Source organism: Streptomyces sp. NPDC085946 (genome assembly GCF_044540485.1).
Lineage (GTDB): Bacteria > Actinomycetota > Actinomycetes > Streptomycetales > Streptomycetaceae > Streptomyces.
Genome location: NZ_JBITSF010000001.1, coordinates 917,492 through 941,816, shown reverse-complemented (window position 1 = coordinate 941,816; position 24,325 = coordinate 917,492). Strand labels below are relative to the sequence as shown.

Sequence of the window (24,325 nt, the reverse complement as noted above, 5' to 3'; positions counted from 1 at the left end):
GCTCGTCGGCCTCAGGCCGTGGGTGGTCGCTCGCGCAGTTCCCCGCGCCCCTTCAGGGGCGCTGCCATCGCATGCCGTTCACCTGGCCGGGCTCGTCGCCGATGACGTACCGCACCCGGCGGCCGTGCACCCGGCGGGCGGGCGCGCGGCAGCCACGGGGCCGGCAGCCGCGCGCGAGGCGGGCGTAGCGGTCCGTGGTCGGCACGGTCGTCGGGAGTGTCATCGGCGCCAAGCCTACCGGGGAATCAGTCCCGCCCGTGGCGGAGTGCGGGATGCGCACCGGCGGCCACCAGGTCGGCGACGGCGGTCTTGGGGTCGCGGCCGGTGACGAGGGACTCGCCGACCAGGACCGCGTCGGCGCCGGCGTTGGCGTACGCGATGAGGTCGTGGGGGCCGCGGATGCCCGACTCGGCGATCTTGACGAGGTGGTCGGGGATCTCGGGGGCGACCCGCTCGAAGGTGGAGCGGTCGACCTCCAGCGTCTTCAGGTTGCGCGCGTTGACGCCGATGACCCGGGCGCCCGCGTCCACGGCGCGCTCCACCTCGTCCTCGTCGTGCACCTCGACCAGCGGGGTGAGCCCGATGGACACCGCGCGCTCGATCAGCGACTCCAGGGCCGGCTGGTCGAGGGCCGCCACGATCAGCAGCGCGAGGTCGGCGCCGTACGCCCGGGCCTCCCACAGCTGGTACGACGTGACGATGAAGTCCTTGCGCAGCACGGGGATGTCCACGCGCGCGCGGACCGCCTCCAGGTCGGCCAGCGAGCCGCCGAAGCGGCGCTGCTCGGTCAGGACGGAGATGACGGACGCGCCGCCCGCCTCGTAGTCCGCGGCGAGCGCGGCCGGGTCGGCGATCGCGGCGAGCGCGCCCTTGGACGGGCTGGAGCGCTTGACCTCGCAGATGACCTTGACGCCGTCGCCCTTCAGCGCGGCGACGCCGTCCTTGGCGGCGGGAGCCTTCGCGGCGCGCTCCTTGAGCTCGTCGAGGCTGACGCGCGCCTGCCGCTCCGCGAGGTCGGCACGGACTCCGTCGATGATCTCGTCGAGCACACTCACGCGAGTGGCCCCCTTCCAGACGGTCGGCTGTTCGAAGCGGTCGACTCCGCCGCGGGCCGCCCGGGGGCGGATCGTGAGGCGAAACCGGTGGTCACTGTGATGGTATCCGGACCCGGGCGAAGGCTTCGCCTCCGGTTGACGCCGGTCCCACGGTGCGGACGCCCGGCCGGTGATCAGGGACGCAGCCAGCCGCCGAACGGCAGGTTGCGCACCACGGTGAAGACCAGCAGCAACGCCCCCACGGTCCACAGGTGCGCCGACGAGGGTTCGACGCGCAGCGGCCGGCCCCGCACGACGTGGACCACCCAGACGGTCCACAGCACGGCGAAGCCCAGACAGCCGACGACGGCCGCCGCGTTGTCCCGCAGCGCCGTCAGGAGGTCCCCGTGGGCGACGGCGTGGGCGCTGCGCAGCCCGCCGCACCCGGGGCAGTACAGGCCGGTCAGGCGCAGCAGCGGGCAGACCGGGTAGTGGCCGGGCTCGTTGGGGTCCACCGCCCCCACGTACGCGAAGGCGCCGGCGACGGCCGCGAGCACTCCGGCGGGGAGGGCCAGGCGGCCCGGCAGGCTCCGTGTCTCCCTCGGGCTGTCGGTGTTCACGACAGGCATTGTGCCCCGCGCACGCGTGAGGGGCGGCCGCGGCACCCCGGTGCCGGCCCGCCCCTCGGCGCGGTGCGTCCGCCCGCCCGGTGCCGCGCGGTTCAGCCCTGGGCGCCCGCCGGCTCCCGGTCGCCGGTCCGCTGGTGCACGGGGTGCAGGTCCTTCGGCTGGCCCATGCCCATCGCGCGCATGACGGCGCCGACGACACCGCCGAGGATCACGATGCCCATGCCGGCCCAGAAGCCCACCGGCTGGGCCATGACCATGAACGCGCCCGCGACGCAGAAACCGATGAAGGCGATGATGACACCGGTCCAGGCGGCCGGGGTGTGACCGTGGCTGCTGCCCGCCATTGCTTGCTCCTCGTTGCTGTGTGCGTGTCTGAGCAGGACGCTCGTGGTCATTGTCCCGCACCCGCGGGCGGGCGGTGAGCGGGGGTGGTGTCCCGCGCGTCCGCCGCGGCCGGGTTCACGCCCCGGTCGGGTCCTCGCCCCGGTCCAGGGCCTTCCACAGCTCCTCGGGCCGGTCGGGGTCGACGGCCGGGGCGCGGCGGCGCGTCCGGGGCGCTCCGCCGCGCTCGTAGCGGCCGGACATCGCGGGCCACAGCCGGCCGAAGCGCAGGGCGAGCAGTCCGGCCAGCAGGATGAGGACGCCGCCGGCGGCCGCGACGTACGGCCAGGCCGTGTGGGTGAGGGCGGCGACGGTGGCGGAGGTGTCGCCGGAGGCCTCGGCGGCCTTCTCGTCGAGCGCGGAGCCGTCGGAGGCGCCGAGCAGGGCCGCGACGACGGTGCCCGCGCCGCAGAGCGCGAGCAGCGCGGCGACCACGAGGCGCCCGGCGCGGCGGACGGCGAACACGGCGACGAGCGCGGCGAGGCCCACGACGGCCAGGGCCGCGGGGACACCCGTGACGTCACTGCCCCGGGCGGTCAGGGGGAAGGCGCCGCCGGCCACCGTCGCGGTGCCCTCCGACCACTTCTGCCGGGTGGCGAGCAGCGCCACGGCCGCGCCCGCCGCGCCGCACAGCAGCGCGGCGGCGAGGCTGAGGCGGCCGGCCCGGGCGGATCCGGAGGCTTCGGAACGGGGGTGAGGTACGGCAGTCACATCCCCCACTATCGCCTGAACCCCGGGCGAACCCTCACCCGGGGCTGACGTGAGAAACGCCCCACCGGCCCGCGGGGCGGTCCGCTAGGGGCTGTCGTTCGGATCAGGTCGCGGGGAATCGACTGTGTGTCGTCGGCGCCGGTGAGCGGGGCCCGGTGCGTGCGGCCGCAAGGCGGAGGAGGGCGGCGATGCGGAGCATCGGCAACCGACGACAACGCCGCGGACGCGCGTGCCGGGCCCCGCGTCCGCGGCGTGATCCGAACGACAGCCCCTAGCGCCCCAGCCGGTTCGCCGTGTGCACGGCGCGCAGCACGGCCGCCGCCTTGTTGCGGCACTCGGTGTCCTCGGCGACCGGGTCGGAGTCGGCGACGACGCCCGCGCCGGCCTGGACGTACGCGGTGCCGTCGCGCAGCAGGGCGGTGCGGATGGCGATGGCGGTGTCGGAGTCGCCGGCGAAGTCGAGGTAGCCGACGCAGCCGCCGTACAGGCCGCGCCGGGACGGTTCGAGCTCGTCGATGATCTGCATCGCGCGGGGCTTCGGGGCGCCGGAGAGGGTGCCGGCCGGGAAGCACGCCGTCAGCACGTCGAAGGCGGTGCGGCCGGGCGCGACGCGCCCGGTCACCGTGGAGACGATGTGCATGACGTGCGAGTACCGCTCGATGGACATGAAGTCCACGACCTCGACCGAGCCCGGCTCGCAGACCCGGCCGAGGTCGTTGCGGCCGAGGTCGACGAGCATGAGGTGCTCGGCGCGCTCCTTGGGGTCGGCGAGGAGCTCCTCGGCGAGGGCCTGGTCCTCGCGCGGGGTGGCGCCGCGGTGCCGGGTGCCGGCGATGGGGTGCACCATGGCCCGCCCGTCCTCGACCTTCACCAGCGCCTCGGGGGACGAGCCGACCACGTCGAACGCGCTTCCGTCCCCGCAGGGGAACCGGAACAGGTACATGTACGGCGAGGGGTTGGTGGCCCGCAGCACCCGGTAGACGTCCAGCGCGCTCGCCGCGCACGGCGTCTGGAAGCGCTGGGAGGGGACCACCTGGAAGGCCTCCCCGGCCCGGATGCGCTCCTTGATGTCCTCGACGGCGGCCTGGTAGTCGGGGCCGCCCCACAGCGCGGTGTACTCGGGGAGTTCGGAGGGCGGCAGGACGGCGGGGGGCTGGGGAACCGCGCGCGAGAGGTCCGCCTCCATGGCGTCGAGGCGGGCGACGGCGTCCGCGTAGGCCTCGTCGACGCCGGTGTCGAGGTCGTTGTGGTTGATCGCGTTGGCGATCAGCAGGACGGAGCCCTCCCAGTGGTCCATGACGGCCAGGTCGCTGGTGAGGAGCATGGTCAGCTCGGGCAGCCGCAGGTCGTCGCGGTCGCCGGGGCCGATCTTCTCCAGGCGGCGCACGATGTCGTAGCCGAGGTAGCCGACCATGCCGCCGGTGAACGGCGGCAGGCCCAGGTCGTGGGCGAGGTCGCGGGGGGTGTGCAGGGCCTCCAGGGTGGCGCGCAGGGCGGCCAGCGGGTCGCCCTCGGCGGGCAGGCCGACGGGCGGGGTGCCCAGCCAGTGGGCCTGCCCGTCGCGCTCGGTCAGGGTGGCCGCGGACCGCACGCCGACGAAGGAGTAACGGGACCAGGAGCGTCCGTTCTCGGCGGACTCCAGCAGGAAGGTGCCGGGGCGTTCGCCGGCGAGCTTGCGGTACAGCCCGACCGGGGTGTCGCCGTCGGCGAGGAGCTTGCGGGTGACGGGGATGACGCGGCGGTCGCCGGCCAGCTTGCGGAACGTCTCGAGGTCCATGGCCGGTGACCTTACTGATCCGGGGCGGACCCGCGGGAGCCCGCGCCGTCGTCCTGCAGCAGCACGTCGGCGTCGAAGCAGGTGCGGGCGCCGGTGTGGCAGGCGGCGCCGAGCTGGTCGACCTTGACCAGCACGGTGTCGGCGTCGCAGTCCAGGGCGACGGACCTCACCAGCTGGACGTGGCCGGAGGTGTCGCCCTTGACCCAGTACTCGCGGCGGCTGCGCGACCAGTACGTGCAGCGGCCGGTGGTCAGGGTGCGGTGCAGCGCCTCGTCGTCCATCCAGCCGAGCATGAGCACCTCACCGGTGTCGTACTGCTGGGCGATGGCGGGCAGGAGGCCGTCCGGGCTGCGCTTGAGGCGGGCGGCGAGCTCCGGGGCGAGGCGGCTGGGCCGGGGGGACGTGCTGGTCATGGCGACCATTGTGCCGCGCCTCGGCGGCGGGGCCCGGCCGCGTCCACTGTCCGGACCGGACGGCCGGTCGTAGGCTGGCCCCATGTCGACCCATGCCAAGCGTGAACGACTTCTCCTGGCCGACCTGTTGGAGACGGCGGGTCCGGACGCGCCCACCCTGTGCGAGGGCTGGACGACCCGTGACCTGGCCGCCCACGTGGTGGTGCGCGAGCGCCGCCCCGACGCGGCCGGCGGCATCCTGGTCAAGCAGCTCGCGCCGCGCCTGGAGCGGGTGATGGCGGAGTACACCGCCAAGCCGTACGAGGAGCTCGTCCAGCTGGTCCGTACGGGTCCGCCGCGGTTCTCGCCGTTCGCGTTCAAGCCGGTCGACGAGCTGTCGAACCTCGTCGAGTACTACGTCCACGCCGAGGACGTCCGGCGCGCCCAGCCGGAGTGGACGCCGCGCGAGCTGGACCCGGTCCTCCAGGACGCCCTGTGGTCGCGCCTGGAGCGCAGCGCCCGCCTGATGGGCCGCGGCGTGCCCACGGGCCTGGTGCTGCGCCGCCCGGACGGCCAGACCGCGGTCGCCCAGCGCGGCACCCCGGTGGTCACGGTGACCGGCGAGCCGTCCGAACTGGTGCTCTTCCTGTACGGCCGCCAGAACGCCGCCAGGGTCGACCTGACCGGCGACGAGAACGCCGTCGCCAAGCTCCGCGAGAGCAGGCAGCTCGGCATCTGAGCCCCGCCGGATCGCCGGAGCGGCCCGGCGCGGCGCGGGGGCCCGGAGCGCTCCCCGCGTGCCGGCGGAAAACCCCGGCCGCACCCGCGCGGCCGGGGCCCGGGACGGGTCTCAGCGGACGGGGTGCCCCGCTCCGCGGAGGGTCTCCTTGACCTGGCCGATGCGCAGGTCGCCGAAGTGGAAGACCGACGCCGCGAGGACCGCGTCGGCGCCCGCCGCGACGGCCGGGGGGAAGTCGGCCAGCTTGCCGGCGCCGCCCGAGGCGATGACGGGGACGGTCACGTGCTTGCGGACCGCCGCGATCATCTCCAGGTCGTAGCCGTCCTTGGTGCCGTCCGCGTCCATCGAGTTGAGCAGGATCTCGCCCGCGCCGAGCTCGGCGGCGCGGTGCGCCCACTCGACGGCGTCGATGCCGGTGCCGCGCCGGCCGCCGTGCGTGGTCACCTCGAAGGAGCCCGACTCCGTGCGGCGGGCGTCGACCGAGAGGACCAGGACCTGCCGGCCGAAGCGTTCGGCGATCTCGCGGATCAGCTCCGGGCGGGCGATGGCGGCGGTGTTCACGCCGACCTTGTCGGCGCCGGCCCGCAGCAGCCGGTCCACGTCCTCGGCGGTGCGCACGCCGCCGCCGACCGTCAGCGGGATGAAGACCTGCTCGGCCGTGCGGCGCACCACGTCGTACGTCGTCTCGCGGTTGCCCGACGAGGCGGTGATGTCGAGGAACGTCAGCTCGTCGGCGCCCTCGGCGTCGTACACCTTGGCCATCTCGACGGGGTCGCCCGCGTCGCGCAGGTTCTGGAAGTTGACGCCCTTGACGACCCGGCCGTTGTCCACGTCCAGGCAGGGGATGACTCGGACCGCCAGGGTCATGAATCGTGCTCCTCTAGTGTGTCCCTCTGAGTGCTTCCACTTCCACCGACACCAGGACCCGGGAGTCGATGAAGCCCTGCACGACCAGCAGGGTCGTGACCGGGCGTACGGCGTCGAACAGCTCCTTGTGGGCCCGCCCCACCGCGTCGACGTCCCGTGCGTGTGCCAGGTACACACGGGTGCGGAGCACGGACTCGATGCCGAGCCCGAACTCGCCGATCGCCTCCAGCGCGGTGGTGAAGGCCACCTTGGCCTGTTCGTACGGGTCGCCGTCGCCGTGGAGCACGTCGCCCTTGAAGGCGGTCGTGCCGGCGACCAGCACCCGGTCGCCCGCCGCGACGGCGCGTGAGAAACCGAAGGACTCTTCCCAGGGACTTCCGCTCTGCACGCGCCGCACGGCTTCCGACATCATGACGACACAGCCTCCAAGGCCTCTTCCAGGGTGAACGCCTTTGCGTACAGCGCCTTCCCTACGATCGCGCCCTCGACACCGAGCGGGACCAGCTCGGCGATCGCGCGCAGGTCGTCCAGCGACGACACGCCGCCCGACGCCACGACCGGGCGGTCGGTGGCCGCGCACACGTTCTTCAGCAGCTCCAGGTTCGGGCCCTGGAGCGTGCCGTCCTTGGCGATGTCGGTGACGACGTAGCGGGCGCAGCCCTCCTTGTTCAGGCGCTCCAGCGTCTCGTAGAGGTCGCCGCCGTCGCGGGTCCAGCCGCGCCCGCGCAGGGTGGTGCCGCGGACGTCGAGGCCGACCGCGATCTTGTCGCCGTGCTCGGCGATGACCTTGGCGACCCACTCGGGGGTCTCCAGCGCGGCGGTGCCCAGGTTCACGCGGGTGCAGCCGGTGGCGAGGGCGGCGGCGAGGGTGTCGTCGTCGCGGATGCCGCCGGAGAGCTCCACCTTGATGTCCATCGCCTTCGCGACCTCGGCGATCAGCTCGCGGTTGTCCCCGGTGCCGAACGCGGCGTCCAGGTCGACCAGGTGCAGCCACTCGGCGCCCGACCGCTGCCAGGCGAGGGCGGCCTCCAGCGGGGAGCCGTAGGAGGTCTCCGTACCGGACTCGCCGTGCACCAGGCGGACCGCCTGGCCGTCGCGGACGTCGACGGCGGGGAGGAGTTCGAGCTTCGAAGCCATCAGAGGGTTCCGATCCAGTTGTTCAGCAGCTGGGCTCCGGCGTCGCCGGACTTCTCGGGGTGGAACTGCGTGGCCCACAGGGCGCCGTTCTCGACGGCGGCGACGAACGGCTTGCCGTGCGTGGACCAGGTGACCTTGGGGGCGGCGAAGGCCGGGTTGTGCGTCTCCAGGGACCAGTCGTGGACGGCGTAGGAGTGCACGAAGTAGAAGCGGGCGTCGGCGTCGAGGCCGGCGAACAGCTCGGAGCCGGCCGGGACGTCGACGGTGTTCCAGCCCATGTGGGGCACGATCTCGGCCTGGAGCGGCTCGACCGCGCCGGGCCACTCGTCGAGGCCCTCGCTCTCCACGCCGTGCTCGATGCCGCGGGCGAAGAGGATCTGCATGCCGACGCAGATGCCCATCACCGGGCGGCCGCCGGACAGCCGGCGCTCGATGATCCAGTCGCCGCGCGCCTCCTTCAGCCCCTTCATGCAGGCGGCGAAGGCGCCGACGCCGGGGACCAGCAGGCCGTCGGCGTTCATGGCCCGGTCGTAGTCGCGGGTGATCTCGACGTCGGCCCCGGTGCGCGCGAGGGCGCGCTCGGCGGAGCGGACGTTGCCGAAGCCGTAGTCGAAGACCACGACCTTCTTGGCGGTGCTCATCAGTTCCACACCTCCAGCCGCACGACGCCCGCGATCAGGCACATCGCGGCGCCGACCGAGAGCAGCACGATCAGGCTCCTGGGCATCTGCTGCTTGACGAAGGAGATGATGCCGCCGACCAGGAACAGGCCGACGACGATCAGGACGGTGGACAGTCCGTTCATGGGCTTACAGCGCGCCCTTCGTGGACGGCAGGATGCCGGCCGCGCGCGGGTCGCGCTCGGACGCGTACCGCAGGGCCCGGGCGAGCGCCTTGAACTGGCACTCCACGATGTGGTGCGCGTTGCGCCCGTAGGGCACGTGCACGTGCAGCGCGATCTGCGCCTGGGCGACGAAGGACTCCAGGATGTGCCGGGTCATCGTGGTGTCGTACTCGCCGATCATCGGCGCCATCTTCTCGGGCTCGGTGTGCACGAGGTAGGGGCGGCCGGACAGGTCGACGGTGACCTGGGCGAGGGACTCGTCCAGCGGGACCGTGCAGTTGCCGAAGCGGTAGATGCCCACCTTGTCGCCGAGGGCCTGCCGGAAGGCGGCGCCCAGCGCGAGGGCGGAGTCCTCGATGGTGTGGTGGGAGTCGATGTGCAGGTCGCCCTCGGTCTTGACGGTCAGGTCGAACAGACCGTGCCGGCCGAGCTGGTCGAGCATGTGGTCGTAGAAGCCGACGCCGGTCGCGATGTCGGTCTTGCCGGTGCCGTCGAGGTCTATCTCGACGAGGACCGAGGTCTCCTTGGTCGTGCGCTCCACGCGTCCCACGCGGCTCATGCGTTCTGCTCCTTCTTCAGTTCACGGACCGCGTCGAGGAACGCGTCGTTCTCTTCGGGGGTGCCGGCGGTGACCCGCAGCCACCCCGGCACGCCGTTGTCCCGGACCAGCACGCCCCGGTCGAGGATCCTCTGCCAGGTCCCGTGCGCGTCGGCGAACCGTCCGAACTGCACGAAGTTCGCGTCGGAGGCGGTCACCTCGTAGCCGATCGCGCGCAGCTCGTCGACCAGGCGGTCCCGCTCGGCCTTCAGCTGTTCCACGTAACCGAGCAGCGTGTCCGTGTGTTCCAGGGCGGCCAGCGCGGTGGCCTGGGTCACGGCCGACAGGTGGTACGGCAGCCGGACGAGCTGGACGGCGTCCACGACGGCCGGGTGCGCGGCGAGGTAGCCCAGGCGCAGGCCCGCCGCGCCGAACGCCTTGGACATCGTGCGGGAGACGACCAGGTGCGGGCGGCCCTCCAGGAGCGGCAGCAGCGAGTCGCCGTGGCTGAACTCGATGTACGCCTCGTCCACGATCACCATGGACGGCTTGGCCGCCTGCGCGGCGTCGTACAGCGCGCGGACCGTCCCGGGCGGCACCGCGGTGCCGGTGGGGTTGTTGGGGGTGGTGACGAAGACGACGTCCGGCCGGTGCTCGGCGATCGCCCGCTCGGCGGCGGCCAGGTCGATGGTGAAGTCCTCGCCCCGCGGGCCGGAGATCCAGCCCGTGCCCGTGCCGCGCGCGATGAGGGCGTGCATCGAGTACGACGGCTCGAAGCCGATCGCCGTGCGGCCCGGTCCGCCGAAGGTCTGCAGCAACTGCTGGATGACCTCGTTGGAGCCGTTGGCCGCCCACACGTTGTCCGGGCCGACCGGGTGGCCGGTCGTCTTCGTCAGGTACTCGGCGAGCCGGGTGCGCAGCTCGACCGCGTCCCGGTCCGGGTAGCGGTTGAGGGTGCGGGCGGCCTCGCGGACGCGCTCGGCGATCCGCTCGACCAGCGGCTCGGGCAGCGGGTAGGGGTTCTCGTTGGTGTTCAGCCGTACGGGGACGTCCAGCTGGGGCGCGCCGTAGGGGGACTTGCCGCGCAGCTCGTCCCGGACGGGGAGATCGTCGATGCGGGTCACTTGCTCTCGGGAACCTTCCAGCCGAACCGGGCCTTGATCGCCGCGCCGTGCGCGGGCAGGTCCTCCGCCTCCGCCAGCGTCACCACGTGGTGCGCGACCTCGGCCAGCGCGTCCTGCGTGTAGTCGACGATGTGGATGCCGCGCAGGAAGGACTGGACGGACAGGCCCGAGGAGTGGCAGGCGCAGCCGCCGGTGGGCAGGACGTGGTTGGAGCCGGCCGCGTAGTCGCCGAGCGAGACGGGCGCCCAGGGGCCGACGAAGATCGCGCCGGCGTTCTTCACGCGGTCGGCGACCGCGGCGGCGTCGGCGGTCTGGATCTCCAGGTGCTCGGCGCCGTACGCGTCGACCACGCGCAGGCCCTCGTCGAGGCCGTCGACGAGCACGATCGCGGACTGCCGGCCGGACAGCGCCGGGCGGATCCGGTCCTCGACGTGCTTGCTGGCCGCGACCTGCGGCTCCAGCTCCTTCTCCACCGCGGCCGCGAGGTCCTCGGAGTCGGTGACCAGGACGGCCGCCGCCAGCGGGTCGTGCTCGGCCTGGCTGATCAGGTCGGAGGCCACGTGCACCGGGTCGGCGGTGGAGTCCGCGAGGATCGCGATCTCGGTCGGGCCGGCCTCGGCGTCGATGCCGATCCGGCCGGTGAAGTAGCGCTTGGCGGCGGCGACCCAGATGTTGCCGGGGCCGGTGACCATGTTCGCGGGCGGGCAGGACTCGGTGCCGTAGGCGAACATCGCGACGGCGGTGGCGCCGCCGGCGGCGTAGACCTCGTCGACGCCGAGCAGCGCGCACGCGGCGAGGATCGTCGGGTGCGGCAGACCGCCGAACTCGGCCTGCGCCGGGGAGGCGAGCGCGACGGACCCGACGCCGGCCTCCTGGGCGGGCACCACGTTCATGACCACGGAGGACGGGTAGACCGAGCGGCCGCCCGGCGCGTACAGCCCCACGCGCTCCACCGGCACCCACTTCTCGGTCACCGAGCCGCCGGGCACCACCTGGGTGGTGTGGGTGGCGCGGCGCTGCGCGCGGTGCACGAGGCGGGCGCGGCGGATGGACTCCTCCAGGGCCGCGCGCACGGCCGGGTCCAGCTCGTCGAGGGCGCGGGCGAGCGCCTCGGCCGGCACCCGCACCCGCTCCAGCCGCACGCCGTCGAACTTCTCGGCGAAGTCGACCAGCGCCGCGTCGCCCCGATGATGCACGGCCTCGCAGATCGGCCGCACCTTCTCCAGGGCGGCCGCCACGTCGAAGTCGGCTCGGGGCAGCAGGTCGCGCAGGGCGGGGCCCTCGGGAAGGGCGTCGCCGCGCAGATCGATTCGGGAGATCACGGTCCCAATTCTCTCAGACGTCCACGGTGACTCGGTCGCACGTTTCAGTGGCTGATACGGGAACGGCCGCGCGGCACGGAAGATGCCCCCTCACCCGGAGTGTTGGGCGTGTCACACAGCGGGCATGACCGGATGTACGAAGGAACGAACCGGCGAGTACCTGAGGGAGGAAGGAAGAACCGTGACCGAGGGGGCCGGCGTGCGCGCCGGGGATCTGCCGGACGACCTGACCGCCGCCGAGGCCGGCATGTGGCAGGCCTTCCGCAACGGCAGCGTGTACGACCTGAGCAGCGGCGACCCGGCCGCCGACGACCCGCACGGCGGCCACCCCTGGGGACCGGAGCGGACCGTGCGGGCCCGGATCATCTGCTGGCTGCTGCTGGACGGGCCGCCCGCCCTGGCGGGCCGGGTGGCGTCGCTCAAGCTGGTCGGCGTGCAGGTCAGCGGCACGATGGACCTCGCGGGCGGCACGGTCGGGCCGTACGTGGAGCTGCGCGACTGCCGTTTCGAGCGGGAGGTCCTGCTGCCGGAGTCCCGCTTCACCACCGTCCGGCTGGTGGACTGCTCGGTGCCGCGCCTGGAGGCCGCCCGGCTGCACACCGAGGGCGACCTGCACCTGCCGCGCTCCCGGTTCCACCACGGCATCCGGCTCACCGACGCGCAGATCGGCACGGACCTGCTGCTGAACCAGGCGGTCGTGCACCGCGACCGCAGCGGCCGCTCGATCGCCGCGGACGGCATGACCGTGGGCCAGGACCTCCAGGCGGAGATGCTGGAGTCGCACGGCGAGATCAGCCTGCGCAGCGCGAAGATCGGCGTCTCGCTCAGCCTGCGCGGCGCCCGGCTCCTCAACCCGTACACGCGGCTCGCGCTGAACGCGCCCCAGCTCACCGTCGAGCGCACCCTGTACCTCACCCCGGCGGGGCTCGGCGCCCAGGCGATGAGCGGCATGACCCCGGCGCGCGGCACGCGCGTGCAGCGGTTCGAGTGCCAGGGCGGGATGCGGCTGGACGACGGGCGGTTCGGGGACGCCCTGGACCTGGAGGCGGCCCGGTTCGTGCTCACCGAGGACCAGGAGCTGTCGCTGCGCCGGGTGCAGACCCCGGAGCTGCGCTTCCTCGGGGAGCGGCCGGCCCGCGGGCGCGTGGTGCTGTCGGGGGCGCGGGTGGTCAACCTGATGGACCGGGCGGACAGCTGGCCGGGCCCGGGCCGGCTGCACATGGGCGGCTTCACCTACGAGAACCTGGTGCCGCGCGGGCCGTTCCCGCTCGCCGAGCGGCTGGACTGGGTGGCCGCGGCGACCGCCGAGTACAACCCGGAGCCGTACGAGCGCCTGGCCGCGGTGCTGCGGGCCGGCGGCGAGGACGAGGACGCCCGCGAGGTGCTGCTCGCCAAGCAGCGCCGGCGCCGCGAGAGCCTGCCGCCGGCCGCCAAGCTGTGGGGGTACGCGCAGGACTGGACGGTCGCCTACGGCTACCGGCCGGGCCGGGCCGCGGTGTGGATGGCGGTGCTGTGGGCGGCCGGCACGGTGGCCTTCGCGCGCGTCGAGCACCCGCCCCTCGAGAGCGGCGAGCACTCCGCCCGGAACCCGGCCCTGTTCGCGCTCGACCTGCTGCTGCCGGTCATCGACCTGGGCCAGGTGGGGTTCTGGCGGCTGCGGGGCGGCTGGCAGTGGCTGGCCGCGGCGCTGGTCCTGCTCGGCTGGGTGCTGGCGACGACGGTGGCGGCGGGGGCGACGCGGCTGCTGCGGCGCAACTGAGAGCCCGGCGGGCGGCCCGCACGCCGTCCCGGGAGCCCTTGTGAGGTATGTGTGGCTGTTGTGGTTGAACAGTCACCATTTTGCGCCTCTTTGACCTTCCGGCGTACAACTTTGCACGAGTTGCGGCTCGGGTCTGGCGCCGTGGTGACCAGCGGTCTTTCAATGGTCGGCACCATGGCTCTGCTGCACCCGTTCATCCGCGCGACGCGGAGGACCAGGACCGCCGCGCACCCCGCCGACGCGCCCCGCGCCGACGACGAGGTGCTCCTCGACGCGCCCGACGCCCGGCTCGCCCCGGCCCTGGTCGCGGCCGCGGACGGCAGGTACGACACCCCCGCCGCGCTGCTCGCCGCCACCCGCGCCGCCGCCGAGTGGGAGCGCCGCGACCGGTACGCCACCCGGCTGGCCGCGTTCGCGCACGCGCGTCCCGAGTGGCTCGACGCCTGGCGCGCCGCCGCCCCGCACGACCCCGGCGCGCTGCTGGTCGCGGCCCAGCTGGCGGTGGACCGGGCCTGGCGGTCCCCCGCCCGGACCGAGGCGCTGCGCGAGGTCAGCCCGCTGATCACGGCCGCCGCGCGGGCCGACGGCCTCGACCCGGTGCCGTGGCGGGTGGCGCTGGACCACGCGCGCGGCGCACGGGCCGGGCACACGTACTTCGAGGAGCTGTGGGCGGCGGCCGTGCGCCGCGCCCCGCACCACTACGGCTGCCACGTGGCGGCCCTGCGGTACCTGGCCGAGTACTGGCACGGTTCGCACCGGGAGTGCTTCGACTTCGCCGACCGGGCCGCGCAGGACGCGCCGGCCGGGGCGCTCGTCCAAGCGCTGCCGCTGCAGGCCGCCTTCGCCTACCTCACCGACGGCTGCGGGCCCGAGGTGCCGCGCGCGCGGCTGGACGCGGCGGCCGACCGGGCCATCGCCCTGTCCGCCCGGCTCCCGGCCGCCGACCCCTGGCCGGCCCGGACCCGGAACCTGCTGCTGTGCGTCCTGGTCCGCCTGGAGCGCTGGGCGGACGCCGCGGAGCAGCTGCGCCTGAACGGCCCGTACGCCACGTCCTTCCCCTGGGACCGGCTGTCGGACGACCCGCTCGGCCACTACCTGCGGGTGCGCGACGACGTCCGGGCCGCGCAGGCCGGACGCCGGCCGGGACGCCCGGTGGATCCCTGGCATCCGCCGGGCCCGTGGCATCCACCCAGTGAACACGACGGACGCGTCCGCTCGGGCGACCATTAGGCTCTTGCGTCGTGACCACCGTCCGGCTTCCGCTCTTCCCCCTGAACTCGGTGCTCTACCCGGGCCTCGTGCTTCCCCTCAACGTCTTCGAGGAGCGCTATCGCGCGATGATGCGCGAGTTGCTGAAGACCCCGGAGGACGAGCCGCGCCGGTTCGCCGTCGTGGCGATCCGCGACGGCCACGAGGTGGCGCCCAGCGCCCCGGGCATGCCGGACCCGACGGCGCTGCCCGAGCTCGGGCCCGCGGCCGGCTTCGGCCCCGACCCGCTCAAGGCGCTGTACGGGGTGGGCTGCGTCGCCGACGCGGCGACCGTCCGCGAGCGGGCCGACGGCACCTTCGAGGTGCTGGCGACCGGGACGACCCGGGTGCGGCTGCTGTCGGTCGACGCGTCCGGCCCCTTCCTGACGGCCGAGCTGGAGACCCTGGCCGAGGAGCCGGGCGACGAGCCGGGCCCGCTGGCCGAGGGGGTGCTGCGGTCCTTCCGCCAGTACCAGAAGCGGCTGGCGGGCGCCCGGGAGCGGTCGCTGGCGTCCGGCGCCGAGCTGCCCGACGAGCCGGGGGTCGTCTCCTACCTGGTGGCCGCCGCGATGATGCTGGACACCCCGACCAAGCAGCGCCTGCTCCAGGCCCCGGACACCGCCTCCCGGCTGCGCGACGAGCTGAAACTCCTTCGCTCCGAGACGGCGATCCTCCGTAGTCTGCCGTCGTTGCCGGCGTCGGACCTGACGCGCGGCCCGACGAGTCTGAACTGACACGAGCACTTCTCTGGGGAACAGGCCGGATGGCGAAGAAGGCGAAGAAGCAGCAGCCGGGCGGCACGCCCGCGACGGTGGCGCTCACGGCGGCCGGAGTGGCGTTCACGGTCCACTCCTACGACCACGACCCCTCCCACCCGTCGTACGGCGAGGAGGCGGCCGAGGCGACGGGCGTCTCCCCCGACCGGGTCTTCAAGACGCTGGTCGCGGACGTCGACGGCGCCCTGACGGTCGCGGTGGTGCCCGTGGCGGGCCAGCTGGACCTGAAGGCCCTGGCGGCGGCGGTCGGCGGCAAGCGGGCCGCGATGGCGGACCCGGCCCTCGCCGAGCGCGTGACCGGCTACGTCCGGGGCGGCATCTCCCCGCTCGGCCAGCGCAGGAAGCTGCCGACGGTCCTGGACGACTCGGCCGCCCGGCACGAGACGATCTGCGTCTCGGCGGGCCGCCGCGGCCTGGAGGTCGAGCTCGCGCCCGACGACCTGGCGAAGCTCACCCAGGCGGTCCTCGCCCCCGTCGGACGTGCGTGACCCCGACCGGGCGCCCCTGCCGTCTCCGTACGCGGAGACCGGCGCCGTACGCGGAGACCGGCGCCGTACGCGGAGACCGGCGCCGTACGCGGAGACGGGCCGCCCGGCCGCGGCAGGCGGCCCGCACAGCCGCCCGGGGAGTCGGCTCCCCCTCCCGGGACCCGGACCGGGCGCTGGGGACTGTCGTCCGGGTCAGGTCGCGGGGAATCGGCCGTAGGTCGTCGGCGCCGGTGAGCGGGCCCGGTGCGTGCGGCCGCACGGCGCAGGAGGGCGGCGGTGCGGAGCACCGGCGACCGACGACGACGCCGCGGACGCGCGGGCCGGGCCCCGCGTCCGCGGCGTGATCCGAACGACAGCCCCTAGGCCGCCGGCGGCCCCCCGTACGGGTCCTGCGGGTGTCCCGGCTCCGGGTACACCGGCTCGGGGTCGCGCGGCCCGAACATCGCCGTCAGCCCGAGGTGCAGCACCAGCGCGCCGAGCGGCCAGGCCAGCAGCGCCCCCTTGGCCTCCAGCCGGAGCGGCGCGGAGAACGTGACGCCCCGGCCCACCTCCCTGGCGTGCGCGACGACGTCCTGCGCGGGCCCGAGCCAGACCCCGGTCCGCCAGGCCAGCAGCGCCCCGAGCAGCCCCCCGACGCCGAGCCCCGCCACCAGCGGCACCCCGCCGCGGCGCCGCACGGCGAAGACGGCCAGCGCGCTGAGCGCGCCGAAGGCCAGCGCCAGCAGGGTGAACGTTCCGTCCCCTCCGACGGCCTGCTCGCCCTCGGTCTCCTTGAGGTAGACGACCCAGTTGCCGTCCGTCACCTCACCGACCAGCGGCACGCGCGGCGCCAGCCACCACCACAGCACCCCGAGCAGCACCCCGCCGAGCGCCACCGCGACCGCGGTGACGACGGCCTCCCGCACTTCGGTCTTCATCCCGGGGCCGTCCTGTTCGTACGCGCCGGTCTTCGCGTCGGGACCGGCGGGCGGCACCTGCCATTCCTGGTACGTGGAGTGCTCGTGCGGTGGCGGAGTCAGAGGTGCGGTCACCCTGACATCGTGCCAGGCGCGGCCGTGCGCCGCGTCACCGGACGGCGGCCCGCCGGTACGCCCAGGTGGCGACGGCCAGCGAGATGACGCCGACGAACCCGCACACGGCGAGGTCGCCGAGCACCCGGGCCCAGTCGGGCTCCTGCCCGAAGGTCCGCGCGAAGGCCTCGACCCCGTACGTGGACGGCAGCAGGTCCCGCGCGAACCGCACCGCCTCCGGCATCCGCTCGGCCGGCAGCACGCCCAGCAGCAGCGCGGCCGACATGCCGAGCTGCCCGAGCAGCGTGGCCAGCTCCGGCCGCGGCGCGAGCAGCCCCAGCGCCGCCCCCAGCCCGGCGAGCGCGGCGCCCGCGAGCGGGATCACGGCGGCGAGCACCCACAGGTGCGCGAGCGGCAGCCCGAACAGCACGCACCCGAAGACGGCGGTCACCACGGTCCCCGGCACGGTGAACGACGCGTACGCGCCCGCCGCCCCCAGCACCACCGCGGCCGGCGGCACCGGCAGCGTCGCGTAGTGGTCGAGCCCGCCGCTGGCCCGCAGCTGCCCGAAGTACTGCGCGAGCAGGTTCAGCGCGACGAAGGCCACGACGAGCACCGCGGACCCGGCGACCACCGCCCGCGCCTCGCCGCCGCCGTCGACGACCCCGCGCATCAGGATCATGATGCCGACCGACTGGAAGGTCGCCACGAACAGCAGCGGGATCCGCGCGACGCGCGCCCGGGACAGCTGGGCCCGGTACACGGCCGCCAGCGACGGCCACAGCCGCGCCCGGGGGCCGAGCTCGGCCGGTCCGGTGGCGGCCTGCGCCCCGGCCAGGGCACCGCCCGGCAGGACATCGGCGGGTACGACACTCACGTCGCGCTGCTCCCCTTCGTTCGGGTCCTTCGCGGCCCTCGCCCCGTTCCGTACGGATGCGGCGGTCCGTGCGCTCACGGCTCGGGCGGCCGGGGCCGGCGTGCTCACACCTTCACCAGCCCCTGCTGCGCGGCGCCGCCCAGCGCCAGGTACACGTCCTCCAGGCTCGGCGTGGCCAGCGTGAAGTCGTCCAGGGCCGCGAAGGCGGCCCCGCCGGTGACCGTGGCGACGATCGTACGGGCCTCCTCCGGCCCGAGCCGCAGCGTCCAGCGGCGCCCCGACTCCACGGCCCGGTCCCGCAGCGCGGCGACCTCGGGCACGTGCAGCGGTGCCGTCTCGCGCCACACCAGGTCGACGCGGACCTCCCCGGCGACCTTCTCCTTCAGCCCGGCCGGCGAGTCGCAGGCGATGACGCGCCCCCGGTCGAGGACGGCCACCCGGTCCAGCACGGTCTCGGCCTCGATGACGTTGTGGGTGACGAGCAGCACGGTCGTGCCGTGCTCGGCCCGGCGCCGGTCGACGGCGGACCACACCGCCCGCCGCGCCACCGGGTCCATCCCGGTGGTCGGCTCGTCGAGCACCAGCAGCGGCCGCTCCCCCACCAGCGCGGCGGCGAAGCAGGCCAGCCGCCGCTGGCCACCGGACAGCTTCTTCAGCGGGCGCCCGGCGATCGGCGTGAGGCCCAGCTCGTCGAGGACGGCGTCCCGTTCGGCCCGCGCCCGGCGCACGTCCAGGCCGCGCAGCCGCCCGGTGGTCTCGGCGGCGAGGGACACGGTCAGCTCGTCCAGGGCGGTGGACTCCTGCCCCAGGTAGGCGAGGATGCGCGAGGCCCGCTCGGGATGGCGGACGATGTCGTGCCCGAGGATCTCCACGCTTCCGCGGTCCGGCCGCATCAGCCCGGTGAGCTGCCGTACGAGGGTGGACTTCCCGGCGCCGTTGGGCCCGAGCAGGCCGAAGATCTCGCCGCGCCGGATGTCGAGTTCCACGGCGTCGGTGGCGCGGATCGCGGGCGTGCCGGGCGTGCCGCGCCGCCCGCGCACCGCCGGATAGGTCTTGGTCAGCCCGCGCACCGCACACACGACGTCACCACCGTGCCGGAATGCCTGTGCCGCGCGCGTACTCACAAGGGACGAGCCTACGGGGTCGGGAACGCCCGCCCGTTCCCGGGTGGGTCCATCACGGCGAATCGGCAGGAAAACCCCGCCGGGCGGGGCGCGGGGTCAGTCCCCCGCGTGCGCCCGTTCGGTCCCCGTCCGGACGTCGACCTCCCGCCAGAACCCGGCCCGGATCGCGTACCGGTCCCGCTCGTCGATCTGGTCGTCCTTGTGGGCGAGCAGGCCGAAGCGGGCCGCGTACCGCAGCAGCTCGCCGTCGATGCGGTGCGGGATGCGCGGGTACATGCCGGACAGCCTCTGCAGGTGGCCGTGGTCGCCGAGCCGCTCCACCCAGCGGCGCGCGAAGACCTGCCCGACCTCGTAGGGGTCGCCGCCGACCGTCGTGATGTCCTCCTCCCGGTCGGCCCAGCGCTGCTCGGCCGTGGTGAGCTGGGCGAGCGTCGGCATGGAGGCCGCCTCGGGCGGCTCGGCGGCCGGCCGGTCCACCCAGCCCTTGTCGGAGGACCAGCGCAGGGTGGCGGTGGCGGGGTGCTGCGCGGTGTTCGGGCCGGGCGCGCGCAGGGCGGCCAGGTCCTTCGGGGTGGGCACCACCTTGGCGGCGGGCGCGCGCTCGGCCGTGCCGTTCTGCGCGGCGGCGGGGTGCCGGGGCTCGGGGGCGGGCCGTTCGGCCGTCGCGGCGAGCGCGGACTCGGGCAGCGGCGCGGAGAGGATCGCGGCGATCTCGGGCCGGGGCACGGGCGGTGGCGCGCACACCCCGGTGAGCTCCTTCGCGCGGACCGCCTTGGTGATCCACGCGCGGTCCAGGACGCGCCGCTCGTCGGCCTCGGCGACCAGGTCCTCGGACTGGTTGTAGTCGCCGTCGGCGGCCTGGACGGCCCACAGGTGGACGGCGACACCGTGCTCCTTGGCGGCCATCATGCCCGGCAGCAGGTCGCCGTCGCCGGTGACCAGGACGATGTCGGAGCAGGCGCGGTTGCGGGCCAGCTCGGTGAGTTCGGCCTGCATCGCGGCGTCCACGCCCTTCTGCGCCCAGCGGCCGTCGCTGCGGGTCAGCGCGCCGAGCCGGACGGTGACCCGGGGCATCACCCGCAGCCTGCGGTGCTCGGGCTGCGGGACGCGGTCGGGGGCGCCGTCGAACCAGTAGATGCGCAGCAGCGGCTGCTGCGTGTCGGACTCGGCGCGCTCGCGCAGCCCCTGGATGAGGGCGGCGTGGTCGACGGTGATGCGGGAACGCGAGGGCTCTCCGGCGAGGAGACTGGCGGCGGCCCCCAGCAGATACCCGGCGTCCACCAGGACGATGCAGCGGTCCACGCGATCCACCCTCTTTCCGGGAGGTTTGCTTCGGGCTTGCTTCGAGTCTGCCCGACGACGCGTGGGTTAACGGCCCGAACTCGATCTTCGGCGTGGCGTTTCCGGACTTCCCCGCCCGACCAGCCCTGTCACAGACGGTAATTGTCCGACATGCGTGCGTTCACAGCCTATGTGAATCTGGTCCCGGCCCTGGCCCCTAGATCCCCACAGGAGGCACCACCATGGCCAAGAACAAGAACCGTGACCGTAAGCAGCGACCGACCGAACGCGGCCAGCGGGCCGGACGGACGCCCACCGCGCAGACGGAGCCCCAGCCCGACGTCGAGACGGCCCCCGGCGAGGTGGCCACCCGCAAGCGGAAGCGCAGCTTCGGCCACAACTGACCCCGGCACGACGGGTCGTTGGGACCCGGGCACGAGAGGGAGGGGCGCACCCGGACCGGGGGCGCCCCTCACGCGTGTGACGGCTCAGCCGGCCAGGCAGGACGGGCCGAGCAGCACCTTGAGGTCGCCGAAGAGCGCCGGGTCGGGCTTCACCCGGTGCCGGTCCAGGCGCAGCACGGTGGTCCTGGTCGGTCCCTGGAGCTTGATCCTGACCTCGCTGTCGCCCTTGTGGTGGCTGAGGATCTCGCCGAGGCGGCTGACCATCGGCGGGGTGACCCGGGTGGCCGGGATGGTGAGGACCACGGGCGCGTTGGCGCCCGCGTTGGACAGGTCCGGGATCATCAGCTCCATCGCGACCAGGCGCGGCACGTCCTCGCGCTTGTCGAGCCGGCCCTTGACGAACACCACGGCGTCCTCGACGAGTTGGGTCGAGACGAGCTGGTAGGTCGCGGGGAAGAACATGCACTCGATGGAGCCGGCGAGGTCCTCGACCGTGGCGATGGCCCAGGCGTTGCCCTGCTTGGTCATCTTGCGCTGCAGGCCCGAGATGATGCCGCCGATGGTGACGACCGCGCCGTCCGCGTGCTCACCGCCGGTGAGCTGGGAGATGCCCGCGTCGGCCTTGTCGGACAGGATGTGCTCCAGGCCGAACAGCGGGTGGTCGGAGACGTACAGGCCGAGCATCTCCCGCTCCTGGGCGAGCAGGTACGTCTTGTCCCACTCCTCGGTGGAGAACTCCACGTCCAGGCCGAAGCCCGGCTCGCTGCTGGTCTCCTCGCCCATGCCGCCGAAGAGGTCGAACTGCCCCTCGGCCTCCTTGCGCTTGACCGCGACCACGTTGTCGATCATCGGCTCGTACTGCGCCGTCAGGCCCTTGCGGGTGTGGCCCATGGAGTCGAAGGCGCCCGCCTTGATCAGCGATTCCGTGGTCCGCTTGTTGCAGACGACCGCCTCGACCTTGTCGAGGTAGTCCGGGAAGGAGGTGTACTTCCCCTTCGCCTTGCGGCACTTGATGATCGACTCGACGACGTTGGTGCCGACGTTGCGGACCGCGGAGAGGCCGAAGAGGATCACGTCGTCGCCCTGGGCGGCGAAGTTGGCCTCCGACTCGTTGACGTTCGGCGGGAGCACCTTGATGCCCATGCGGCGGCACTCGTTGAGGTAGACCGCCGACTTGTCCTTGTCGTCCTTGACCGAGGTGAGCAGCGCGGCCATGTACTCGGCGGGGTGGTTCGCCTTCAGGTACGCGGTCCAGTAGGAGACCAGGCCGTACGCGGCGGAGTGCGCCTTGTTGAACGCGTAGCCGGCGAAGGGGACCAGCACGTCCCACAGGGCCTGGATGGCCTCGTCGCTGTAGCCGTTCTTGCGGGCGCCGGCCTGGAAGATGGTGAAGTTCTTCGCCAGCTCCTCGGGCTTCTTCTTGCCCATCACGCGGCGCAGGATGTCTGCCTCGCCGAGCGAGTAGCCCGCGATGATCTGGGCGGCCTTCTGCACCTGCTCCTGGTAGACGATCAGGCCGTAGGTGACGTCCAGGACCTCCTTGAGCGGCTCCTCCAGCTCGGGGTGGATGGGCGTGATCTCCTGCTGCCCGTTCTTGCGCAGCGCGTAGTTCGTGTGGGAGTTCATGCCCATGGGGCCCGGGCGGTACAGGGCCGACACGGCGGAGATGTCTTCGAAGTTGTCCGGCTTCATCAGCCGCAGCAGCGAGCGCATGGGGCCGCCGTCGAACTGGAAGACGCCGAGGGTGTCGCCGCGCTGGAGCAGGTCGAAGGTCGTGGGGTCGTCGAGCGGCAGGCTCAGGAGATCGATGTCGATCCCCTTGTTGGCCTTCACCATCTTGACGGCGTCGTCCATGATCGTGAGGTTGCGCAGGCCCAGGAAGTCCATCTTCAGCAGGCCGAGCGACTCGCAGCTCGGGTAGTCCCACTGCGTGATGGTCACGCCGTCGGTGTGCCGGACCCAGACGGGGACGTGCTCGGTGATGGTCTCGCTGGACATGATCACGCCGGCGGCGTGCACGCCCATCTGCCGGACCAGGCCCTCCACGCCGCGCGCGGTGTCGATGACCTTCTTCACGTCCGGCTCGTTCTCGTACATCGACCGGACCTCGGCCGCCTCCGAGTAGCGCGGGTGGTTCGGGTCGGTGATGCCGGACAGCGGGATGCCCTTGCCGAGGACGTCGGCGGGCATCGCCTTGGTGATGCGGTCGCCCATCGCGTACGGGTAGCCCAGCACGCGCGCGGAGTCCTTGATCGCGTTCTTGGCCTTGATGGTGCCGTACGTGCCGATCATGGCGACCTTGTCGGCGCCGTACTTCTCCGTCACGTACCGGATGACCTCGACGCGCCGGCGCTCGTCGAAGTCGATGTCGACGTCGGGCATCGAGATGCGCTCGGGGTTGAGGAACCGCTCGAAGATCAGGCCGTGCGGGATCGGGTCGAGGTCGGTGATGCCGAGCGCGTAGGCGACGATCGAGCCGGCCGCGGAGCCCCGGCCGGGGCCGACGGCGATGCCCTGCTTCTTCGCCCACATGATGAAGTCGGCGACCACGAGGAAGTAGCCCGGGAAGCCCATCGAGATGATGGTGTCCATCTCGTACTCGACCTGCTTCATGCGGTCGTCCGGGATGCCGTCCGGGAAGCGGCGGTGCATGCCGCGCAGGGTCTCCTCGCGGAACCAGCTGACCTCGGTGTAGCCCTCGGGGATGTCGAACTTGGGCATGAGGTCGCGCTTCTGGAACATGCCCGTGGTGTCGACCATCTCGGCGATCAGCCGCGTGTTGGCGCAGCCCTCCTGCCAGGCGTCCGAGGAGTCGATGGCGTACATCTCCTCGGTGGACTTCAGGTAGTAGCCGGTGCCGTCGAACTTGAAGCGGTCCGGGTCGGAGAGGTTCTTGCCGGTCTGGATGCACAGCAGCGCGTCGTGGGCGCCCGCCTCGTGCGCGTACGTGTAGTGCGAGTCGTTGGTGACCAGCGGGGGGATGCCGAGCTTCCTGCCGATCTCCAGCAGGCCGTCGCGGACCCGGTGCTCGATGTCGATGCCGTGGTCCATCAGCTCCAGGAAGTAGCGGTCCTTGCCGAAGATGTCCTGGTAGTCGGCGGCGGCCTTGAGGGCCTCGTCGAAGTGGCCGAGGCGCAGCCGGGTCTGCACCTCGCCGGAGGGGCAGCCGGTGGAGGCGACCAGCCCCTCGGACCACTGGGCGATGGTCTCCTTGTCCATCCGGGGCCACTTCTGCAGCCAGCCCTCGGCGTAGGCGTCGGAGGAGAGCCGGAAGAGGTTGTGCAGGCCCGTCCTGTTCACGGCCCAGATCGTCTTGTGGGTGTACCCGCCGGAACCGGAGACGTCGTCGCGCTTCTGGTGCGGCTGGCCCCAGAGGATCTTGCGCTTGTTGCGCCGCGACTCGGGCGCGACGTACGCCTCGATCCCGATGATCGGGGTGATCCCGGCCTTCTGCGCGGAGTGGAAGAAGTCGTACGCCCCGTGCAGGTTGCCGTGGTCGGACATGGCGATGTGCGTCATGCCCATCTCGTTGCAGGCGTTGAACATGTCCTTCAGCCGCGCGGCACCGTCCAGCAGCGAGTACTGGGTGTGGACGTGCAGGTGCGTGAACGGCGGCTTCGACACGGCTGCGGCCTCCAGGAGTGACGCGGATGGACGGGGGTCCGACAGGCTGCGGGCAGTCTGGGGGACAGCGTCGAAGTCTATGCCTCGGCACTGACACCCGGGGCGTCGGCCCGCGTACCGTCGTGGGGGGGGGGGGGGGCGGCCCCCCGCCCCCCCCCCCGGGGCGCCGGGGGGGGGCGGCGCCCCCCCCCCCCGCCGCCCCCCCGCCCCCCCCCCCCGGCGCGCGCCCGCCCGACCCG

The 24,325-nt window shown here is 73.5% G+C and carries 26 protein-coding genes; 6 read left to right on the top strand and 20 right to left on the bottom strand.

The window, feature by feature from the left end; translation table 11 throughout:
- Window positions 1-52: 52 nt before the first annotated feature.
- The 7 genes from trpM to hisI all read right to left on the bottom strand — a co-directional run bounded on the left by trpM (window position 53) and on the right by hisI (window position 4,945).
- Complete coding sequence (trpM, locus tag ACIF8T_RS04205) at window positions 53-223, bottom strand: tryptophan biosynthesis modulator TrpM (RefSeq protein ID WP_400030915.1); 171 nt, start codon at window positions 221-223, stop codon at window positions 53-55.
- 22 nt (window positions 224-245) lie between these two features.
- Window positions 246-1,055 (bottom strand): indole-3-glycerol phosphate synthase TrpC, encoded by an 810-nt coding sequence (gene trpC, locus ACIF8T_RS04200; RefSeq protein ID WP_400030913.1) that lies wholly within the window; start codon window positions 1,053-1,055, stop codon window positions 246-248.
- A 173-nt stretch (window positions 1,056-1,228) separates the two neighbouring features.
- Window positions 1,229-1,663 (bottom strand): DUF2752 domain-containing protein, encoded by a 435-nt coding sequence (locus ACIF8T_RS04195; RefSeq protein WP_400030911.1) that lies wholly within the window; start codon window positions 1,661-1,663, stop codon window positions 1,229-1,231.
- Window positions 1,664-1,755: 92 nt separating this feature from the next.
- Window positions 1,756-2,007, bottom strand: a complete 252-nt coding sequence (locus tag ACIF8T_RS04190) for an HGxxPAAW family protein (RefSeq protein ID WP_400030909.1) — start codon at window positions 2,005-2,007, stop codon at window positions 1,756-1,758.
- A gap of 115 nt (window positions 2,008-2,122) precedes the next feature.
- Entirely contained in the window at window positions 2,123-2,764 is a 642-nt protein-coding gene (locus ACIF8T_RS04185) for a TIGR02234 family membrane protein (protein WP_400030907.1), read from the bottom strand.
- Between the two features lie 262 nt (window positions 2,765-3,026).
- Window positions 3,027-4,532 carry an anthranilate synthase component I gene (locus ACIF8T_RS04180; RefSeq protein ID WP_400030905.1) on the bottom strand — a complete coding sequence of 502 codons (1,506 nt, stop codon included), beginning with the start codon at window positions 4,530-4,532 and terminating at the stop codon, window positions 3,027-3,029.
- An 11-nt stretch (window positions 4,533-4,543) separates the two neighbouring features.
- Window positions 4,544-4,945, bottom strand: a complete 402-nt coding sequence (gene hisI / locus ACIF8T_RS04175) for a phosphoribosyl-AMP cyclohydrolase (protein WP_400030903.1) — start codon at window positions 4,943-4,945, stop codon at window positions 4,544-4,546.
- Between the two features lie 82 nt (window positions 4,946-5,027).
- Between hisI and ACIF8T_RS04170 the strand changes: the two genes are divergently transcribed.
- Window positions 5,028-5,663, top strand: coding sequence for a TIGR03085 family metal-binding protein (locus ACIF8T_RS04170; protein ID WP_400030901.1), 636 nt, complete (start codon window positions 5,028-5,030; stop codon window positions 5,661-5,663).
- A 111-nt stretch (window positions 5,664-5,774) separates the two neighbouring features.
- Here ACIF8T_RS04170 and hisF read toward each other — a convergent pair whose 3' ends face one another.
- From hisF to hisD, 8 genes are read right to left on the bottom strand one after another with little or no spacing between them, the layout of a single operon-like run.
- Entirely contained in the window at window positions 5,775-6,530 is a 756-nt protein-coding gene (gene hisF, locus ACIF8T_RS04165; protein WP_400030899.1) for an imidazole glycerol phosphate synthase subunit HisF, read from the bottom strand.
- Window positions 6,531-6,543: 13 nt separating this feature from the next.
- Window positions 6,544-6,942, bottom strand: coding sequence for a RidA family protein (locus ACIF8T_RS04160; RefSeq protein WP_400030897.1), 399 nt, complete (start codon window positions 6,940-6,942; stop codon window positions 6,544-6,546).
- Window positions 6,939-7,667, bottom strand: coding sequence for a bifunctional 1-(5-phosphoribosyl)-5-((5-phosphoribosylamino)methylideneamino)imidazole-4-carboxamide isomerase/phosphoribosylanthranilate isomerase PriA (priA, locus tag ACIF8T_RS04155; RefSeq protein ID WP_400030895.1), 729 nt, complete (start codon window positions 7,665-7,667; stop codon window positions 6,939-6,941). The genes ACIF8T_RS04160 and priA overlap by 4 nt, the downstream gene beginning before the upstream one ends.
- Window positions 7,667-8,308 carry an imidazole glycerol phosphate synthase subunit HisH gene (gene hisH / locus ACIF8T_RS04150; protein WP_400030893.1) on the bottom strand — a complete coding sequence of 214 codons (642 nt, stop codon included), beginning with the start codon at window positions 8,306-8,308 and terminating at the stop codon, window positions 7,667-7,669. Before hisH ends, priA begins: the two co-directional genes overlap by 1 nt.
- Entirely contained in the window at window positions 8,308-8,472 is a 165-nt protein-coding gene (locus ACIF8T_RS04145; RefSeq protein WP_400030891.1) for a hypothetical protein, read from the bottom strand. The genes hisH and ACIF8T_RS04145 overlap by 1 nt, the downstream gene beginning before the upstream one ends.
- Window positions 8,473-8,476: 4 nt before the next feature.
- Entirely contained in the window at window positions 8,477-9,070 is a 594-nt protein-coding gene (gene hisB, locus ACIF8T_RS04140) for an imidazoleglycerol-phosphate dehydratase HisB (protein WP_400030889.1), read from the bottom strand.
- Window positions 9,067-10,173, bottom strand: a complete 1,107-nt coding sequence (locus tag ACIF8T_RS04135; RefSeq protein ID WP_400030887.1) for a histidinol-phosphate transaminase — start codon at window positions 10,171-10,173, stop codon at window positions 9,067-9,069. Before ACIF8T_RS04135 ends, hisB begins: the two co-directional genes overlap by 4 nt.
- Window positions 10,170-11,495, bottom strand: coding sequence for a histidinol dehydrogenase (hisD, locus tag ACIF8T_RS04130; RefSeq protein ID WP_400030885.1), 1,326 nt, complete (start codon window positions 11,493-11,495; stop codon window positions 10,170-10,172). The genes ACIF8T_RS04135 and hisD overlap by 4 nt, the downstream gene beginning before the upstream one ends.
- Window positions 11,496-11,676: 181 nt before the next feature.
- On the opposite strand from hisD, the gene ACIF8T_RS04125 reads away from it, so the two are divergent.
- From ACIF8T_RS04125 to ybaK, 4 genes are all read left to right on the top strand, one after another.
- Window positions 11,677-13,254: an oxidoreductase gene (locus ACIF8T_RS04125; protein ID WP_400030883.1), complete on the top strand. Its 1,578-nt coding sequence runs from the start codon at window positions 11,677-11,679 to the stop codon at window positions 13,252-13,254.
- 162 nt (window positions 13,255-13,416) lie between these two features.
- Complete coding sequence (locus ACIF8T_RS04120; protein ID WP_400030881.1) at window positions 13,417-14,484, top strand: hypothetical protein; 1,068 nt, start codon at window positions 13,417-13,419, stop codon at window positions 14,482-14,484.
- Window positions 14,485-14,495: 11 nt separating this feature from the next.
- Window positions 14,496-15,236 carry an LON peptidase substrate-binding domain-containing protein gene (locus ACIF8T_RS04115; RefSeq protein ID WP_400030879.1) on the top strand — a complete coding sequence of 247 codons (741 nt, stop codon included), beginning with the start codon at window positions 14,496-14,498 and terminating at the stop codon, window positions 15,234-15,236.
- Window positions 15,237-15,265: 29 nt separating this feature from the next.
- A complete protein-coding gene (gene ybaK, locus ACIF8T_RS04110; RefSeq protein WP_400030877.1) occupies window positions 15,266-15,766 on the top strand; it encodes a Cys-tRNA(Pro) deacylase in 501 nt (166 codons plus the stop codon).
- Between the two features lie 359 nt (window positions 15,767-16,125).
- On the opposite strand, the gene ACIF8T_RS04105 is transcribed toward ybaK, so the two are convergent.
- The 4 genes from ACIF8T_RS04105 to ACIF8T_RS04090 form a co-directional block, all read right to left on the bottom strand.
- The gene (locus ACIF8T_RS04105) at window positions 16,126-16,797 is read right to left on the bottom strand and encodes an AAA family ATPase (protein WP_400030875.1); all 672 of its coding nucleotides are present in this window, start codon (window positions 16,795-16,797) and stop codon (window positions 16,126-16,128) included.
- Window positions 16,798-16,831: 34 nt separating this feature from the next.
- The gene (locus ACIF8T_RS04100) at window positions 16,832-17,653 is read right to left on the bottom strand and encodes an ABC transporter permease (protein ID WP_400030873.1); all 822 of its coding nucleotides are present in this window, start codon (window positions 17,651-17,653) and stop codon (window positions 16,832-16,834) included.
- Window positions 17,654-17,757: 104 nt separating this feature from the next.
- Window positions 17,758-18,732, bottom strand: coding sequence for an ABC transporter ATP-binding protein (locus ACIF8T_RS04095; protein WP_400031490.1), 975 nt, complete (start codon window positions 18,730-18,732; stop codon window positions 17,758-17,760).
- Window positions 18,733-18,873: 141 nt separating this feature from the next.
- The gene (locus ACIF8T_RS04090; RefSeq protein ID WP_400030871.1) at window positions 18,874-20,079 is read right to left on the bottom strand and encodes an NYN domain-containing protein; all 1,206 of its coding nucleotides are present in this window, start codon (window positions 20,077-20,079) and stop codon (window positions 18,874-18,876) included.
- Between the two features lie 221 nt (window positions 20,080-20,300).
- Between ACIF8T_RS04090 and ACIF8T_RS04085 the strand changes: the two genes are divergently transcribed.
- Window positions 20,301-20,462: a hypothetical protein gene (locus ACIF8T_RS04085; RefSeq protein WP_400030869.1), complete on the top strand. Its 162-nt coding sequence runs from the start codon at window positions 20,301-20,303 to the stop codon at window positions 20,460-20,462.
- An 84-nt stretch (window positions 20,463-20,546) separates the two neighbouring features.
- Here ACIF8T_RS04085 and dnaE read toward each other — a convergent pair whose 3' ends face one another.
- The gene (gene dnaE / locus ACIF8T_RS04080; RefSeq protein ID WP_400030867.1) at window positions 20,547-24,086 is read right to left on the bottom strand and encodes a DNA polymerase III subunit alpha; all 3,540 of its coding nucleotides are present in this window, start codon (window positions 24,084-24,086) and stop codon (window positions 20,547-20,549) included.
- Window positions 24,087-24,325: the final 239 nt, after the last annotated feature.

Bases quoted from the DNA above. Each gene is read 5' to 3' on its own strand.
- trpM (WP_400030915.1), bottom strand. From the start codon at position 223: ATGACACTCCCGACGACCGTGCCGACCACGGACCGCTACGCCCGCCTC.
- ACIF8T_RS04195 (WP_400030911.1), bottom strand. From the start codon at position 1,663: ATGCCTGTCGTGAACACCGACAGCCCGAGGGAGACACGGAGCCTGCCG.
- ACIF8T_RS04190 (WP_400030909.1), bottom strand. From the start codon at position 2,007: ATGGCGGGCAGCAGCCACGGTCACACCCCGGCCGCCTGGACCGGTGTC.
- ACIF8T_RS04180 (WP_400030905.1), bottom strand. From the start codon at position 4,532: ATGGACCTCGAGACGTTCCGCAAGCTGGCCGGCGACCGCCGCGTCATC.
- hisI (WP_400030903.1), bottom strand. From the start codon at position 4,945: ATGACCAGCACGTCCCCCCGGCCCAGCCGCCTCGCCCCGGAGCTCGCC.
- ACIF8T_RS04170 (WP_400030901.1), top strand. From the start codon at position 5,028: ATGTCGACCCATGCCAAGCGTGAACGACTTCTCCTGGCCGACCTGTTG.
- hisF (WP_400030899.1), bottom strand. From the start codon at position 6,530: ATGACCCTGGCGGTCCGAGTCATCCCCTGCCTGGACGTGGACAACGGC.
- ACIF8T_RS04160 (WP_400030897.1), bottom strand. From the start codon at position 6,942: ATGATGTCGGAAGCCGTGCGGCGCGTGCAGAGCGGAAGTCCCTGGGAA.
- priA (WP_400030895.1), bottom strand. From the start codon at position 7,667: ATGGCTTCGAAGCTCGAACTCCTCCCCGCCGTCGACGTCCGCGACGGC.
- hisH (WP_400030893.1), bottom strand. From the start codon at position 8,308: ATGAGCACCGCCAAGAAGGTCGTGGTCTTCGACTACGGCTTCGGCAAC.
- ACIF8T_RS04145 (WP_400030891.1), bottom strand. From the start codon at position 8,472: ATGAACGGACTGTCCACCGTCCTGATCGTCGTCGGCCTGTTCCTGGTC.
- hisB (WP_400030889.1), bottom strand. From the start codon at position 9,070: ATGAGCCGCGTGGGACGCGTGGAGCGCACGACCAAGGAGACCTCGGTC.
- ACIF8T_RS04120 (WP_400030881.1), top strand. From the start codon at position 13,417: ATGGTCGGCACCATGGCTCTGCTGCACCCGTTCATCCGCGCGACGCGG.
- ybaK (WP_400030877.1), top strand. From the start codon at position 15,266: ATGGCGAAGAAGGCGAAGAAGCAGCAGCCGGGCGGCACGCCCGCGACG.
- ACIF8T_RS04085 (WP_400030869.1), top strand. From the start codon at position 20,301: ATGGCCAAGAACAAGAACCGTGACCGTAAGCAGCGACCGACCGAACGC.